This is a genomic window from Spirillospora sp. NPDC048824 (assembly GCF_043198455.1).
In the GTDB taxonomy this organism is placed as follows: Bacteria; Actinomycetota; Actinomycetes; order Streptosporangiales; family Streptosporangiaceae; genus Spirillospora.
This window is the reverse complement of the sequence record NZ_JBICUS010000001.1, coordinates 498,161-513,232: the sequence shown is the minus strand read 5'-3', so window position 1 is coordinate 513,232 and position 15,072 is coordinate 498,161. Positions and strand designations below refer to the sequence as shown.

15 protein-coding genes are annotated in these 15,072 nt (G+C 71.2%); 7 read left to right on the top strand and 8 right to left on the bottom strand.

What is annotated here, in order from left to right:
- Positions 1-15: 15 nt before the first annotated feature.
- From ACGFIS_RS02315 to ACGFIS_RS02305, 3 genes are all read right to left on the bottom strand, one after another.
- The gene (locus ACGFIS_RS02315) at positions 16-822 is read right to left on the bottom strand and encodes a VanW family protein (RefSeq protein ID WP_392910499.1); all 807 of its coding nucleotides are present in this window, start codon (positions 820-822) and stop codon (positions 16-18) included.
- A 327-nt stretch (positions 823-1,149) separates the two neighbouring features.
- Positions 1,150-1,386 carry a DUF6158 family protein gene (locus tag ACGFIS_RS02310; RefSeq protein WP_392910501.1) on the bottom strand — a complete coding sequence of 79 codons (237 nt, stop codon included), beginning with the start codon at positions 1,384-1,386 and terminating at the stop codon, positions 1,150-1,152.
- A 33-nt stretch (positions 1,387-1,419) separates the two neighbouring features.
- Positions 1,420-3,075, bottom strand: a complete 1,656-nt coding sequence (locus tag ACGFIS_RS02305) for a bifunctional phosphatase PAP2/diacylglycerol kinase family protein (protein ID WP_392910503.1) — start codon at positions 3,073-3,075, stop codon at positions 1,420-1,422.
- Positions 3,076-3,185: 110 nt separating this feature from the next.
- Between ACGFIS_RS02305 and ACGFIS_RS02300 the strand changes: the two genes are divergently transcribed.
- From ACGFIS_RS02300 to ACGFIS_RS02270, 7 genes are all read left to right on the top strand, one after another.
- Complete coding sequence (locus ACGFIS_RS02300) at positions 3,186-4,157, top strand: ABC transporter permease (RefSeq protein WP_392910505.1); 972 nt, start codon at positions 3,186-3,188, stop codon at positions 4,155-4,157.
- A complete protein-coding gene (locus ACGFIS_RS02295) occupies positions 4,150-4,941 on the top strand; it encodes an ABC transporter ATP-binding protein (RefSeq protein ID WP_392910507.1) in 792 nt (263 codons plus the stop codon). Before ACGFIS_RS02300 ends, ACGFIS_RS02295 begins: the two co-directional genes overlap by 8 nt.
- A gap of 256 nt (positions 4,942-5,197) precedes the next feature.
- Positions 5,198-6,655, top strand: coding sequence for an ABC transporter substrate-binding protein (locus ACGFIS_RS02290; protein ID WP_392910509.1), 1,458 nt, complete (start codon positions 5,198-5,200; stop codon positions 6,653-6,655).
- Between the two features lie 33 nt (positions 6,656-6,688).
- Entirely contained in the window at positions 6,689-7,762 is a 1,074-nt protein-coding gene (locus ACGFIS_RS02285; RefSeq protein WP_392969099.1) for an ABC transporter ATP-binding protein, read from the top strand.
- Complete coding sequence (locus ACGFIS_RS02280; RefSeq protein WP_392910513.1) at positions 7,759-8,703, top strand: carbohydrate ABC transporter permease; 945 nt, start codon at positions 7,759-7,761, stop codon at positions 8,701-8,703. Before ACGFIS_RS02285 ends, ACGFIS_RS02280 begins: the two co-directional genes overlap by 4 nt.
- A 22-nt stretch (positions 8,704-8,725) precedes the next feature.
- A complete protein-coding gene (locus ACGFIS_RS02275) occupies positions 8,726-9,649 on the top strand; it encodes a carbohydrate ABC transporter permease (protein ID WP_392910515.1) in 924 nt (307 codons plus the stop codon).
- 67 nt (positions 9,650-9,716) lie between these two features.
- Complete coding sequence (locus tag ACGFIS_RS02270) at positions 9,717-10,238, top strand: YbhB/YbcL family Raf kinase inhibitor-like protein (RefSeq protein ID WP_392910517.1); 522 nt, start codon at positions 9,717-9,719, stop codon at positions 10,236-10,238.
- A 43-nt stretch (positions 10,239-10,281) separates the two neighbouring features.
- Here the strand turns inward: ACGFIS_RS02270 and ACGFIS_RS02265 are convergent, their stop codons facing one another.
- Genes ACGFIS_RS02265 through ACGFIS_RS02245 form a run of 5 tightly spaced genes read right to left on the bottom strand, consistent with a single transcriptional unit; the run spans position 10,282 to position 14,996 of the window.
- A complete protein-coding gene (locus tag ACGFIS_RS02265) occupies positions 10,282-11,079 on the bottom strand; it encodes an ABC transporter ATP-binding protein (RefSeq protein WP_392910519.1) in 798 nt (265 codons plus the stop codon).
- Complete coding sequence (locus tag ACGFIS_RS02260) at positions 11,076-12,095, bottom strand: FecCD family ABC transporter permease (RefSeq protein ID WP_392910521.1); 1,020 nt, start codon at positions 12,093-12,095, stop codon at positions 11,076-11,078. The genes ACGFIS_RS02265 and ACGFIS_RS02260 overlap by 4 nt, the downstream gene beginning before the upstream one ends.
- Positions 12,092-13,168 carry a FecCD family ABC transporter permease gene (locus tag ACGFIS_RS02255; protein WP_392969096.1) on the bottom strand — a complete coding sequence of 359 codons (1,077 nt, stop codon included), beginning with the start codon at positions 13,166-13,168 and terminating at the stop codon, positions 12,092-12,094. The genes ACGFIS_RS02260 and ACGFIS_RS02255 overlap by 4 nt, the downstream gene beginning before the upstream one ends.
- Entirely contained in the window at positions 13,158-13,988 is an 831-nt protein-coding gene (locus ACGFIS_RS02250; protein WP_392910525.1) for a siderophore-interacting protein, read from the bottom strand. The genes ACGFIS_RS02255 and ACGFIS_RS02250 overlap by 11 nt, the downstream gene beginning before the upstream one ends.
- Before the next feature lie 12 nt (positions 13,989-14,000).
- Entirely contained in the window at positions 14,001-14,996 is a 996-nt protein-coding gene (locus tag ACGFIS_RS02245; RefSeq protein WP_392910527.1) for an ABC transporter substrate-binding protein, read from the bottom strand.
- Between the last annotated feature and the right edge of the window lie 76 nt (positions 14,997-15,072).

Here is a 15,072-nt window from a genome sequence, read left to right as displayed (position 1 = left end):
GCCTCGCAGGCACCCCTACACGCACTTCACCTTGGGCTGGGGGCGGTACTCGGTGTGGAACCTCTCACGGCTGACCTTCCGGCCGCCGTCGTCGAGCAGGGTCCGCCAGACATCGATCTCGAAGCCTTTGCGGCCGGCCGTGGGAACGCATGTGCGTCCCCGCCCGACACCCGTCCCGTAGGGCCTGAACCCGTACCGCTCGGACGTCTTCGACCGCACCTGGTACCTGCGTTCGCCCCACAGGCTGACCGTCAGCGACGACGCCGTGGAGGCGACCTGGATGCGCACGGGACGCCCGGTGTCGTTCCGCCAGGTGAAATCCAGGGCCGGGTAGGACACCGCGGCTTCGCGCCCCTCCGGGTACTCCGGCATGTACATGGTGTGTGCGCGCGACTTCCGGATGTCCAGGCCCGCCCGGAACACCGCGTTGAACAACGTCGCGGACACCTGGCAGATGCCGCCGCCCACCTCGTTCACCAGCCGCGAGCCCATGATGGCCGGGGCGGGCACGTAACCGCGGCGCCTGGTGCGCGGCCCGACGACGCCGTTGAACGAGAACGTCCGGCCGGGGGCGACGATGTGCCCGTCCAGGATCCCGGCGGCCAGCTCGATGTTGCGCACCCGGGGCTCCCCCGGCGTGAAATGCGTGGTGTAGCTGCTGATCGGCCGCTCCGGCACGGTCTTCCTCGGCACGGGCCTCGTCTGTAACGGCCGGCCGGGCCGGCCGGCGCCCGTGACGGCCAGCGCCGCCGTGCCCGGCTCCCGCGGTGCCCACAGATAGGCGCCGAGCAGCAGCCCGCTCGTCGCCAGGGCTCCCGCCACGAACGGCCACCACTGCCGGACGCACTCACCGAGCTTCGGCTGGTGCCCACGACGCTGCCGTCTCCGATGGCCCAGCCGTTCCCGGTGACGCAATCGTGTCCGATGGCGCAGTCGATTCCGGCCAGGCCGGGTCCGCCTCACAGATCACACCCCCCGAAGATCCCTTCCGGATCCTGCAACGGACCCTCCCGCTCCCCCGCGGCCAACGCCCGGCCTTTTACCCGACCAAGACGAACCCCCGAACAAGACCAGCCCGCGCACAGGAGGCCGACCGTCCCGGCCGGTGGCGCGGAACCGGCCGGGCGGTCGGGGCTCATCGCGAAGCCGTCAGCGGGCGCGTGCCCCTTCACGCAGCCGCTCGGGGTCGATCTCGCGTCCCGGACGCCTGCGCAGGTATTCGGCTTCGAGCTGGTTCATGCGGCGCGTGTGCTCCCCGTAGGCCTGGTCGGCGGCGTGCCGGAGGGCATCGAGCCTCGTCTGATAGAGGTGGCCCAGCTCACGGAGCAGGTCGGCGTCGTCGAGCGCGCCGGGGTCGACTCCTGTCTCGGTGTCGTGACTCGTCATTCCGATCCCCCTCCTCCGCGGGCGTCCCGTCCCCTACCCGGCCGCCGCCCGCCGAACCTCGCCGGTGCAGAACACGGCGAGCGCACCGGCGTGCTTGCCGAACCGCAGTGCGGCGGGCAGCGAGGAGACCTCGCCGTCCCGGGCCAGCCGCACGCCCCCGGACGGCGACACCACCTCCAGGCCGCTCGCCCGCCACGCACGGTAACCGGGGGTGATGTGCAGGTGCCCGACCAGGATCGCGGCGAGAGCGCGGACGCGGGGGACGCGGCGTCCCGTGGCGACCATCCGGACGTCGAGCCGCCCGTCGTCGAGACGTTCCCGCCAGGTGGGGGCGGCGCCCCGCGAGCCGTAGACGCAGTTTCCGACGAACGCCAGCCAGACGCGGCGCCTCCGGCCGTCCACGACCAGGTCGACCGGCTCGGAGTGCCACAGCGTGCGCGCGGCGGCGACGGCGAGCGCCGGCCACTTCCCGATCCGGTCCTCCAGCCGCTCCCGCCGGTCGATCATCTCCGTGTAGGCGCCGAAAGCGGCGGTGTTGAGGAACAGGTGCTCCTCGTCGCGCCCGTGCCCGCCGGTCGCCGGTGCGACGTAGGAGACGTCCACGCGGCCGAGCCGCCTGCCCCGGTAGGCCGCGATCGCCTCCGCCGCGGACCCCAGGCCGAGCGCGCGGGCGAAATGGTCGAACGTCCCGCCGGGGACGACCAGCAGCGGGACGTCGTGGCTCAGCGCGGCCCGCGCGGCCGCGTTCACGGTGCCGTCCCCGCCGATGACGGCGAGCACCGCGGCCCGCCCGGCGGCCTCGCCGAACACCTTGTCGATGTCCTCGTCGGGCCCGGTCCGGACGATCTCCGCCGCCGGCAGCTCCCGCTCCAGCAGCCCGATCGCCATCTCCGCACGCCCCGGCAGGATCCCGGCGGCCGCCTCACCGGCCACACCCGACCCGGCATTGACGACCGCGACCAGGCCCCGCCCGTCCTCGGTGACCGGCCCGTCACCGGTGGCCGCGTCCTCGACCCGGGTCACACGGGCCACCGGATGGCGGGCGGGCCACACCACCCGCGTCCCGAGCGCGGCGAGCGCGCCGATCCCCATCCCGGCGAGGACGTCGCCCGGATAGTGGGCGCCGGTGTAGACGCGGGAGAACGCCACCGCGGCGGCCGTCGCCGTGACCGGTACGGCCACCCGGCGCGGCGCCTCCATCGCGACGCCCGTCGCGAACGCGGCGGCGGACGCCGAGTGGCCGGACGGGAAGGCGTGCGACGTCGGCAGCTTCCAGCGGATCCGGATCGGCGGCACCAGATCCACGACGGGACGCCTGCGGCCGAACGCGTGCTTGCCGAGGACGTTCACCGCCGGGCTCGCCACCGCGATCGCGATCGAGCCGCGCAGCGCCGCGCGTCGCAGCCGGGCCCGTCCCGCGAGGCCCATCACGCCCGCGGTCGTGAACCACAGCACACCGTGGTCGGCGAACCGAGACAGCCTCGGCAGGACGTACTCCAGCCCCCGCAGCCGCGCCGCCGCGACCCGGTCGAACGCCCACCGGTCGACCCGTCCGAGCCTGCGCAGCAACCGGGACCGCCGCACGCCCGCGGGCAGCAGACCGGGCCGGGGTTCCGGTTCCGGGCGGCGGCGGGGCCTGCGGACCGGCCGTGACGGCGCGGAGATGCGCCGGGTGTGGTTGACGCGCATGACCGGGGTATCCCCAGGGACGCCGACATGATTCAGCAAAGATCTCAAATCGGGGGTCACATGCGGGCACACGTCACTCTGGACTCACCGACTGCAATAAGCTTCGCGGCATGAGTCACCCGGAACGGCTCGGTTCATCGGGTGGCGAGTCGGTCGGAACGATCGCGGAGCCCCATCACGTGAACGAGACGCTGTCCGACTACGCCGCTCGGTATGGGCTGAGGCAGAGTGCGGCGCGCCCCCCGCTGCGCAAGTACCTCCAGAGTGTGTGGGCCCGGCGGAACTTCATATGGGCGTTCGCGTCCGCCAAGAACATCTCGATGTACAGCGACTCGCGCCTGGGCCAGGTGTGGCAGGTGCTGACACCGCTGCTGAACGCGGCGGTGTACTACCTGGTCTTCGGGTTGCTGCTGGGCATCAGCCGCGGCGTACCGGACTTCATCCCGTTCCTGGTGACCGGCGTCTTCCTGTTCGGATTCACGCAGCGGTCCGTCACCGCCGGGGCCAAGTCCGTCGGGGACAACCTCTCGCTGATCCGGGCGCTGCACTTCCCGCGCGCCACGCTGCCGCTCGCGATCGCGGTCGTGGAGTTCCAGCAGCTGCTGATGGCCCTGACCGTGCTGTTCACGATCATCATCGCCTTCGGTGAGCCGATCACGTTCAACATGCTGCTGTTCGTGCCGGTGGTGCTGCTGCAGCTCATGTTCAACGTGGGCATCAGCATGGTGATGGCCCGGCTGGGCGCGTTCAACCGCGACATCACCCAGCTCCTGCCGTTCGTCATGCGCACCTGGCTGTACATGTCCGGTGTCATCTTCAGCCTGCCCTCGCTGATGAGGCCGGGCTCCAAGCTGGCCGAGTACCCGATCCTGGGTGAACTCCTGGAGCTCAACCCGGCCTACGTGTACCTCGAGCTCAGCCGGTACGTGCTGCTGGGCGAGTACCGGAACTACGTCCATACGGATCTGGGCGTCACCTCGTCGATGCACCTGTGGCTGTACGGCCTCATATGGTCCGTGGTGATGCTGGTCGGCGGGTTCATGTACTTCTACAGAGCCGAGGAGCGTTACGGCCGTGGCTGACACCAAGGTCCGGGGGGCCGTCGAGATCGACCCGAACCGGGAGCCGATCGTCGTCGTCGACGACCTGCACATCGTCTACCGCGTCTACGGAGCGGGCGGCAAGGGCAACGCCGCGTCGGCCTTCTCCCGCGTCCTGCGCCGGCAGCACCGCCCCACGATGACCGAGGTCCACGCGATCAAGGGCCTGTCGTTCATCGCCTACCGGGGCGAGGCCGTCGGCATCATCGGCACCAACGGTTCCGGCAAGTCGACGCTGCTCAAGGCGATCGCGGGGCTGCTGCCGCCGCACAGGGGCGGCGTGTACACCGATGGCCAGCCGTCCCTGCTGGGCGTGAACGCGGCCCTGATGAAGGACCTCACCGGCGAGCGCAACATCGTCCTCGGCTGCCTGGCCATGGGCATGACCCCGGCGGAGACCAAGGCCCGGTACAAGGAGATCGTGGACTTCGCCGGCCTCAAGGAGGGGTTCATCCAGTACCCCATGCGGACCTACTCGTCCGGCATGGGCGCCCGGCTCCGGTTCGCGATCGCCGCCGCCAAGACCCACGACGTGCTGCTGATCGACGAGGCCCTCGCCACCGGCGACGCCAAGTTCAAGGTCAAGAGCAAGCGCCGGATCGAGGAGCTGCGCAAGGAGGCGGGCGCGGTGTTCCTCGTCGCCCACCAGCTGGACGTGGTGAAGGAGACCTGCGACCGCGTCATCTGGATCGACGAGGGCCGGATGCACATGGACGGCGAGCCGGACGAGGTCATCGCCGCCTATACCGAGGCCACCGGCAAATAGCGGGGCCACCGGGAACGTGAAGGCACCGGGCCACCGGCGGGCAATGTGCCGGCTTGGCGTGCCACCGGAGAGTAAGGCCCGCTGAAACACCGGGTCAGTGGTTTGTCAGGACCGGTGAAGAGCAACGCGGGTGACCATCGGGACCGGTGTTGCGGGTGAGACCACAGTGACGCCGAGTTACCGGATCGTCTCTGGATGAAACGGCCTCGTCGATCTACCTTCGAGGGGAGACCTTCAGCGGCGAGGGAGACTCCCGATGGCCGACCGGCTCAGTACCCCCCAAGAGGGGACGACCCTCCACACCCCCCGCACCGACTCCGCCGGAATCAGCAGACGCGGATTCCTGTCCTCCACGGCGCTCGCCGCGGGCGCCTACGGGCTCCTGGCCGGATGCGCCAGCGAGTCCAGCGGACCGCAGGCGAAGAACACCGGCAACGCCCCCAAGGAGGTGTTCACCGCCCCGGCATCGAAGCTGAGCGGCTCCCTCAGCATCCTGATGTGGAGCCACTTCGTGCCCCGGCACGACAAATGGTTCGACAAGTTCGTCGCCGACTGGGGTGAGAAGGTCGGGGTCGACGTCCGCGTCGACCATGTCAACACCGTGGACGTCCCCCGCCGCGCCGCGTCGGAGATCCAGGCGAAACGCGGACACGACCTCATCCAGCACATCGCGCCGTTCTCGCAGTACGAGCCGTCCGTCCTGGACATGTCCGACGTCGTCCAGGAGGCGAACCGGCGGTGGGGGCAGCAGCAGGAGCTGTGCCGCAAGTCGAGCTACAACCCGAACACCAAGCGGTTCTACGCCTACTGCCCCGGCTGGACGCCCGACCCCGGCGACTACCGCAAGTCGATGTGGCAGAAGGTCGGCATGCCGAACGGCCCGGCCAGCTGGGACGACCTGCTGCGCGGCGCCTCGGAGATCAAGAAGCAGACGGGGGTGCCGTGCGGGATCGGGCTGTCGCCCGAGACCGACTCGAACATGGCGGCGCGGGCGCTGCTGTGGTCGTTCGGCGGCTCCGTCCAGGACGAGAACGAGCGGGTCGTGATCAACTCCGACGCGACGATCGCCGCCGTGGAGTTCATGACCAAGCTGTTCAAGGAGGCCGAGACCAGCGAGGTCTTCTCCTGGAACCCGGCGTCCAACAACCAGGCGCTCATCGCCGGCAAGTCGTCGTTCATCCTGAACTCGATCTCGGCGTGGCGGACCGCGATGGGCACCAACCGCACGATCGGCGACGACATCTTCTTCGTCCCCGCCCTGCGCGGCCCGAAGGCGGCGTTCGCCGCGCAGCACGTGATCCAGCAGTGGATCGTCCCCAAGCACGCGGAGAACGCGGACGCGGCGAAGGAGTTCCTGCTGCACTACACGGCCAACTTCCCGGCCGTGACGTACCACTCCGAGCTGTACGACCTGCCGGCGTGGCCGTCGCTCGTGCCGCAGCTGAACGGCTGGTTCGACGACGACCCGTGGGGCGCCAAGCCGGCGAACAAGCTCAGCCTGCTGAAGGACTCGGTGTCGTGGAGCGCCAACATCGGCTACCCGGGCCCGTCCAACCCGGCGATCGGCGAGACCTTCAACACGCACATCCTGCCGACGATGTTCGGCCGTGCCGCACGTGGCCAGGCGTCCCCCGCGGACGCCGTCGCGGAGGCGGAGAAGAGCATCAATTCGGTCTTCGACAACTGGCGCTCCCGCGGCCTCGTAGGCGGCTGAGCCCGTGCACAACCTCTGGGCGGAGGCGAGGCCATGCACACGGTCGAGGTGAAGGGGCTGGTCAAGGCGTTCGACGGGCATCTCCGGGCGCGGCGGGGCCGGTCGGAGCAGGTACTGGCCCTGGACGGCGTGGATCTGGCGGCGGAGCCCGGGGAGTATCTGGTGCTGCTCGGGCCGTCCGGGTGCGGGAAGACGACGCTGCTGCGGACGATCGCCGGCCTGGAGCAGCCGACGGAAGGCGAGGTGCTGATCGGCGGGAACGTGGTGAACGGGCTCCCGCCGCGGGTCCGGCAGATCGCGATGGTGTTCCAGTCGTATGCGCTCTACCCGCACAAGACGGTGAAGGACAACATCGTCTTCCCGCTGCGCGCGGAGGGGATGGACAAGGAGGAACGCGAACGCAAGGCGAACTGGGCGGCGGAACTGCTGGAGATCCAGCCGCTGCTGCGGCGCAAGCCGCGCCAGCTGTCGGGCGGCGAGCGGCAGCGGGTGGCGCTGGCGCGTGCCCTGGTCCGCGACCCGGCGGTGTTCCTGCTGGACGAGCCGCTGTCCAACCTGGACGCGAAGATGCGCGCGACGGCACGGGACGAGCTGAAGCGCTTCCAGGAGCGGGTCGGCACCACCACGATCTACGTGACCCACGACCAGGCGGAGGCGATGGGCCTCGGTGACCGGATCGCGGTGCTGGAGCAGGGCCGCGTCCGGCAGGTCGGGACGCCGCAGGAGGTGTACGACGACCCGGCCGACACGTTCGTCGCGACGTTCATCGGGTCGCCGCCGATGAACCTCGTCGAGCGCGGCGACCGGCTGGTCGGGTTCCGTCCCGAGCATCTGCTGCCCGCCGAGAACGTCGCGGCGGACGCGCGGGTGACGATGCCGCTGCGGGTCGACCGGATGGAGTACCTGTCCGGCGACCGGCACGTGTACGGGACGGTGACGGGCATCGGCGAGGAGACCCGCGTCATCGCCCGGCTGCCCGCGACCGTGGGGACGCCGCTGGAGGCCGGGGAGACGCACGAGTTCGCGGTGCCCTCGGACCGGCTCCGGTTCTTCGACGCCGAGGCGGGCACCCGGGCGGCCGCGGTGCCGGTCGGGGGCGCCCCATGACGGACGTGAAGACCGAGCCGGAGCCGGACACCGCGCGCAGGCGGGACAGGCGCACGAAGGCCGGGCTCGCCGACCGCGACGGGTTCCTCGCGTGGGTGATGCTGCTGCCGTCGGTCGTCTACATCCTCGCGCTGGTCGGCATCCCGTTCCTGCTGGCGGTCGCGTTCGCGTTCTCGGACGTGACGACCGGCGACCCGTCGTTCGACTTCGTGGGGTTCGCCAACTTCGCCGAGGTGTTCGACGACCGGATCTTCTGGCGCGCCCTGCGGAACACGCTGGTCTTCACCGGCGTGAGCATGGTGCTGATCGTCGTGTTCGGGAAGATCCTCGCCAACATCCTGGTCGCCGACTTCCGCGGCAAGTGGTTCGTCCGGTTCCTGATCCTGCTGCCGTGGACGACGCCGGTGGCGCTGTCGACGATCTCGTGGCTGTGGTTCCTGGACTCGATCTTCTCGCCGCTCGACTGGGTGCTGCGCCAGGTCGGGCTGATCGACGCGAACGTCGTGTGGCTCGGCCGTCCGGGCACCGCGATGGCGTCGGTGATCGCCGTGCACGTGTGGCGGCTGACGCCGCTCGCCGCGGTGATCGTGATGGCGGGGCTGATCGCGATCCCCCGCGACCTCGACGAGGCCGCGCGGATCGACGGCGCCGGGTTCTGGCGGCGGATGTTCGAGGTGACGATCCCGCTGACGATGCCGGTGATCGCCGTCGCCGCGCTGTTCGGCGCGATCCTGACGTTCACCGACATGACCGTCCCGTACGTGCTGACGCGGGGCGGCCCGACGCACTCGACGGACGTGCTGGCGTCGTGGGCGTACTTCCGCGGCATCGAGGGCGGCGACGTCGGGCAGGGCGCCGCGATCGCGTTGTTCCTGTTCCCGCTGCTGCTCGCGGCCGCGGTGGCGATCCTGCGCGCCGTCCGGCGCCTGGAGGCACGATGAGCCCCGAGCGGAGGCGAGGAAGGTGAGCACCGCCCCGGCGTCCGGTGGCAGGGCGCCCGTCAAGGAGGTGTCCGGCGGTGAGATGGAGCGGCTCCGCCGGCGGTACGGGCGGCGGCATGCGGCGTCCCGGTTCGGCGTGTACGCGGCGGCGATCACGGCCGCGCTGCTGTGCGCGCTGCCGTTCCTGTGGAGCGTGATCAGCGCGTTCAAGCAGAACCAGGACCTGTACGACCCGGAGAGCAACCCGTTCTTCTTCAACATGCCGGCGACGCCCGACCATGTGACGTTCCTGTTCACCGACACGCCGTTCATGACGTTCGTGGTCAACACGCTGATCGTGGGCGCGGCGGTGGTGGCGGTGACGCTGGCGCTGGCGCTGCCCGCCGCGTACTCCCTCGCGCGCCTGGACCGCCCGTGGGGGACGCCGATGGGCATCGCGATCTTCATGGTGTATCTGGTGCCGCCGTCGCTGCTGTTCCTGTCGCTGACGCGGGTCGTGGTGGCGCTGCATCTGGAGAACACGCTCTGGTCGATGATCGTGGTGTATCCGACGATCACGGTTCCGGTGTCGGTGTGGCTGCTGATCGGGTTCCTCAAGGCCGTCCCGAAGGACGTGGAGGAGCAGGCCATGGTGGACGGCTACAGCCGGCTCGGCGCGTTCCGGCGGGTGGTGATGCCGCTGGTGTTCCCGGGGATCGTCGCGGTCGTGGTGTTCAGCTTCACGCTCACGTCCAGCGAGTTCGTGTACGCGCTGGCATTCGTGTCGGCGAGCCCGGAGATGGTGATCAGCACCGGGGTGCCCACGCAGCTGGTCCGGGGGGACGTGTTCTTCTGGCAGTCGCTGCAGGCCGCCACGGTGATCACGGCGGTGCCGATCGCGTTCCTGTTCAACCTGTTCCTGGACCGTTTCGTCACCGGGTTCACGATGGGAGCCGTCAAGACCTGACCGTCCCCTGATAGAGATGGAGGGCGAGCAGATCCCTGACGCGCAGTCCCCCGACTAGGAGGTCGCCATGGCCGGCAAGCCACCGCTTCCGCACGAGCACCTGCCCGAGGTCCCCTCGTTCACCGTCACCAGCGACGACGTCACCGACGGCGGGCGCCTCCCCGACGGGCAGGTGTTCGACGACTGGGGCTTCAGCGGCGGCAACCGGTCACCGCACCTGCGCTGGTCGGGGTTCCCCGCGGAGACGAAGAGCTTCGCGGTGACGTGCTTCGACCCGGACGCGCCGACCGGCAGCGGCTTCTGGCACTGGGTCTTGTTCGACGTGCCCGCGGACGTGATCGAGCTGGCCACCGGCGCCGGCACTGAGGACTCCAAGGTCGGTGTCCACGCCCGTAGCGACTTCGGGGTGAAGGCGTACGGCGGCGCGGCACCGCCGCCCGGCGACCCGCACCGCTACGTGTTCACCGTCCACGCCCTGGACGTGGAGTCGCTCGGCCTCGACTCCGACACGTCCCCGGCCGTCGTCGGCTTCAACGTCACGGCGCACACACTGGCCCGCGCCACGATCATCGCGGAGTTCGCCGCCTGATCCCGGCCGTCCCGGCCGTCCCGGGCGCGCGGCCGGTTCACCGCTAACCGGCGTCCGGGACGATCATCGGGGTGCCGGTGACCGGGTCGGGGACGATGACGCAGGACAGGTCGAACACCTCCTTGATCAGGCCCGTGTCGACGATGTCGGCGGGCGCGCCCTCGGCGACGACCCGGCCGTCGCGCATCGCGATGAGGTGGTCGGCGAAGCGGCACGCCTGGTTGATGTCGTGCAGCACGGTGATGATCGTCCGGCCTTCGTCGCGCAACCTCGCCAGCAGGGCGAGCAGCTGGTACTGGTGCGTGATGTCGAGGAAGGTGGTGGGCTCGTCCAGGAGCAGGTAGGACGTCTCCTGCGCGAGGACCATCGCGACCCACACGCGCTGCCGCTGCCCGCCGGACAGGCTCTCGACGGGCCGTTCGGCGAGGTCGGTGACGCCGGCCGCCTTCATCGCGGCGGTCACGGCCCGCTCGTCCTCGCGCGACCAGGTCGACAGCAGCGTCTGGTGCGGGAACCGGCCGCGGCCGACGAGCTGCCGCACCGCGATGTTCTCGGGCGCGACGAGGCCCTGCGGCAGGAAACCGACCTCGCGGGCGATGGCCTTCGGCCGGTAGTCGCGGACGTCGCGGCCGTCGAAGCTCACGCGGCCGGCCGACGGCGCCAGCAGCCGGGCGAACGAGCGCAGCAGCGTCGACTTGCCGCAGGCGTTGGCGCCGACGACGGCGGTGAACGCCCGGTCGGGGACGTCGACGGTCAGGTTCGCCGACACGACCCGGTCGCCGTAGCCGAGGGTGACGCCGGCGGCGGTCAGGCGTCCCGTCGCGGCCTGCTCTTTCGTCACGACCGTCTCATTTCCATGATCAGCAGCCAGATGAGGTAGGTGCCGCCGATCGCCGTGGTGACGACCCCGACGGGCAGCTGGACGGGGGCCAGCACCGTCTGGGCGGCGAGGTCGGCGGCCAGGAGCAGCAGCGCCCCGGTCAGCGCGGCGGGCAGCGCCGGTGTCCCGGCCGCGCCGGCGACGCGGCGGCCGATCTGCGGGGCGGCGAGCGCGACGAACACGATCGGCCCGGTCGCGGAGGTGACGGTGGCGGTGAATCCCACGCCCGCCAGGATGACCAGCAGCCGGTACCGGTTCAGCTCCACCCCGGACGCCGCCGCGACGTCGTCCCCGAGGGCGGCCTGCCCCATGGCCCGGGACAGGGCGGCGAGCAGCAGCGCCAGCACGGCGATGATGAGGAACGGCAGGCGGACCTCGTCCCAGTCCAGGCCGTTCAGCGAGCCCGCGCTCCATCCGGTCGCGGCGATCGCGACGTCCAGTTGCGCGCGCAGGATGATCCACGAGTTGACCGCGGTCAGCATGGCGTTCACCGCGATCCCGATGACGACGAGCCGCAGCCCGCTGAGCCCGGACTTCATCGACAGCACGTAGACGGCGGCGGCCGCGGCGAGCCCGCCGGTGAGGGACCCGGCCGCCAGGCCCCCAGCCGTCCCGCCGAACACGGTGATCGCGATCAGGACACCGGTGTAGGCGCCCGCGTCGAGGCCGATCACGTCGGGGCTGCCGAGCGCGTTGCGGGTGAGGTTCTGGAAGACCGATCCGGCGCAGCCGAGGGCGGCGCCGAACACCAGCGCCGCGCTCACCCGGGGCAGCCGCCATTCCTGCACGACCAGCGCCGCGTCCCCGTACCCGGCGAGCCCCGCCAGGACCTCGCCGGGCGGATCCCAGGCGTCGCCGCGGCACAGCGCGACGACGGCCAGTGCCAGCGCGGCGCCCGCCAGCACGAGCGAGGTGACGGCGGTCCGCCGCTCGATCCGCGCGGACACCCGGCCCGCGCGGACCACCAGCCCGCTCACGGCTCCACCGTCCCGTACCGGCGGACGACCCAGATCAGCGCCGGTCCGCCGAGGAACGCGGTGACGACGGCCACCGGCACCTCACCGGTCGGCAGCAGCACCCGCGACCCGATGTCGGAGACGAGCAGCAGGATGGGTCCGAGCAGCATCGTGTACGCCATCAGCCACGGGACCGACCCGTGGGCGGCACGCCGCGCCAGATGCGGCACGATCAGCCCGACGAAGGCGATCGGGCCCGCGATGGCGGTGGCGGCGCCGGCGAGGACGGTCACGAGGGCGAGTACCGCCACCCTGATCCACGTGACGCGGACGCCGATCGCGTGCGCGACGTCCTCTCCGAGCGCCAGCCCGGCAAGGGGGCGGGCGGCCAGCAGCGCACCGGCGAGGGCGAGGGCGATCGTCAGCGCCGGCACCAGGTACGGCGTCTGCTCGCGCCCGGCGAGCGACCCGACCGACCAGAACCGGTACTTGTCGAGGACATCCGGGTACTGGAGGCGCAGAGCCAGGGTCATGCCCGACAGCACGAAGGTGAAGGCGACGCCGGCGAGGACGAGCCTCAGCGGGACGGTCCTGCCGACGCCGTAGACGACCAGCGCCGCGACCACCGCCCCGGCCAGCGCGAGCGCCAGTCGCGCCGACTGCGATTCACTGATCCCGAGCACGGTGCCGACCGTGATCGCGAACGCGGCGCCGGCGGTCACCCCGAGGATCCCGGGCTCGGCCAGCGGGTTGCGGGTCAGCGTCTGGACGAGGGTGCCGGAGACGCCGAGGGCCGCGCCCACGCAGATGGCGAGGATCGTCCGCGGCACCCGGATGTCGCGGACGATCAACTGCTCGTTCGTCCCGGTGTAGCCGGTCAGGGCCCGCCAGACCTCCTGCGGCGGGGCCGACCCCGCCCCGACGGCCAGGCTCGCGCCCGTGAGGACGACCATGAGCAGAACCGCCCCCAGCAGGATCACGACCCGCCGGGACGGGCCGGCCGGTGCCGGGCCGGCCGGTGCCGGGCCGGAGGGTGCCGGGCCGGAGGGTGCCGGGCCGGCCGCGGCGAGGCCGGGCCGCTGATCAATCCTCAAGATCGGCCACTCCGAGTTTCCAGTAGCCGGTGAACAGCGCGTCCATTCCTTCCGCGGCCCCGCGGTCCCGCGCCCAGGCGCGCAGTGGCTTGATCGCGCCCGTCTCCCCGGCGGCGAACAGGAACGTGCGGCGGGCGGGCAGGTCGAGCGACATCACGGCGCCGGCCAGCGGGGACCGCCCGCCGTCCCGGACGAGCCAGGTGACCTCCACCCCGTCGCGGGCGGCGAGCGGGTAGGCGTGGTCGGCGGCGTCGGCGGTCTCGACCACCAGCCGGGCGGACACGTCCGGCGGGGACTCCTCCAGCCACCGCGCGGCGGCGGGCAGCGCGGTGGCGTCGACCGCGAACACGTAGTGGTCGTAGTTGTGCGGGAACGCCTTGGCGCCGGGCGGCCCTGCGATCGATACCTCCTCGCCGGGCTGCGCCTCCGCTGCCCACGCCGAGGCGAGCCCGTCCGAGTGCAGGACGAAGTCGAAGTCGATCTCGCACGTGTCCGCGTCGTAGCGCCGGATGGTGTACCTGCGGCTGGGCGGCGGAGGCTTCGGCCAGTCCAGCGACAGGTCGGCGGTGGGGACGGGCAGGCGCCGCGTACCGTCCGCGTCCGGAAAGACGATCTTGACGTGGTCATCGGCCTGGTAGGTGTGGAAGCCGGCCAGCTCCGGGCCGCCCACGGTCAGCCGCACGATGTTCTTCGTGATCTGCTCGCGGCGCAGCAGCCGCCCGGTCCGGATGCAGATCGGGTACCCGATGCGGCGGACCTCCGTGCCCGTCCGGTGGTGCTCAAGCACGCGGCCGCGCGGATCGTGACGCTCCGTCAGCATGTGGCCCCCCGCTCACTTCTCCAGCAGCGGCGCGAGCGCCTTGTCGATCTCGTCCAGCGTCCGCGTCGCGGACTCGTAGGTCGCCGCCTCGGTGTAGCGGATTCCGAACGCCATGTCGTTCTTGACGGCGGGCAGGTTCTTCCACAGCTCGGAGTCGAGGACGTACTTCGCCGACTCGCCGGGCTTGCCGCCGGGCTCCAGCGAGTAGGTGACGGCGTCGGCCTCGCCCAGGCTCTCCGGCAGTTCCTCCAGGGACGGGGTCTCGCTGACGTCCTTCGAGCCCCCGCCCTTCTTCTCGACCTCGCCGTAGTAGGTCACGCCGATGTCCTGAGCGATGTTGGTCCCCCATGATTTGCCGAACTCGCGCATGAACGTCCCGGCGGAGACGTCGCCGTATTCGCCGACATGCCCGAATTTGAGTCCTGCGAGTGCGTCCTCGTACTTGGCCTTGAGCTCGCCCGCCTTCTTCTCGTACGCGGTCTTGGCCGCCGCGTGCTCGCCGGACCGGCCGGCGGCGTCGGACTGCCGGAACGACAGCTCGCGCCACGCGGACGGGACCGTCGGGCCGATGGCCACGGTGGGGGCGATCGATTCGAGGCGCTTCATGTCCAGGTCGCCGAGGACGGGCGCGGGGACGCCGATCACGATGAGGTCCGGGTTCGCCTTGGCGATGGCCTCGTAGTTGGTCTCGGCGGCGGTCTCCCCCGCGATCTTGGTCAGGTCGTCGTAGGTCTTGCGGTCCTCCGCCGTCATCAGCGGCAGGCCGCGCTTCCACGACGAGATCCCGGCCAGCTTCGCCCCGGCCTCGATGAGGACGGGCACCGCGTACCCGGTCGCGATGACGCGCTGCGGCTCGACGGGGATCGTGACCTTGCCGTTGTCCGCCTCGAAGACACGGGTCTCGGCGGACGCGCCGGAGCCGGAGTCCGAGCCGGATCCGCAGGCCGTCGCAAGGACGAGCGAGGCGGCCGCCGCGGCGGCGAGTCTCCAGGGTTTACGAGCGTGCATGGTCGCGATCCTTCACGGGGTTTCCAGGGGTACGCGGGGTCGGCACCCCGCTGACATGGTCGAATGCCTGGTTAGG

What these genes read in the sequence shown, in the direction of transcription:
- ACGFIS_RS02310 (WP_392910501.1), bottom strand. Translation starts at nt 1,386, where the DNA reads ATGACGAGTCACGACACCGAGACAGGAGTCGACCCCGGCGCGCTCGAC.
- ACGFIS_RS02305 (WP_392910503.1), bottom strand. Translation starts at nt 3,075, where the DNA reads ATGCGCGTCAACCACACCCGGCGCATCTCCGCGCCGTCACGGCCGGTC.
- ACGFIS_RS02300 (WP_392910505.1), top strand. Translation starts at nt 3,186, where the DNA reads ATGAGTCACCCGGAACGGCTCGGTTCATCGGGTGGCGAGTCGGTCGGA.
- ACGFIS_RS02290 (WP_392910509.1), top strand. Translation starts at nt 5,198, where the DNA reads ATGGCCGACCGGCTCAGTACCCCCCAAGAGGGGACGACCCTCCACACC.
- ACGFIS_RS02285 (WP_392969099.1), top strand. Translation starts at nt 6,689, where the DNA reads ATGCACACGGTCGAGGTGAAGGGGCTGGTCAAGGCGTTCGACGGGCAT.
- ACGFIS_RS02280 (WP_392910513.1), top strand. Translation starts at nt 7,759, where the DNA reads ATGACGGACGTGAAGACCGAGCCGGAGCCGGACACCGCGCGCAGGCGG.
- ACGFIS_RS02270 (WP_392910517.1), top strand. Translation starts at nt 9,717, where the DNA reads ATGGCCGGCAAGCCACCGCTTCCGCACGAGCACCTGCCCGAGGTCCCC.
- ACGFIS_RS02250 (WP_392910525.1), bottom strand. Translation starts at nt 13,988, where the DNA reads ATGCTGACGGAGCGTCACGATCCGCGCGGCCGCGTGCTTGAGCACCAC.
- ACGFIS_RS02245 (WP_392910527.1), bottom strand. Translation starts at nt 14,996, where the DNA reads ATGCACGCTCGTAAACCCTGGAGACTCGCCGCCGCGGCGGCCGCCTCG.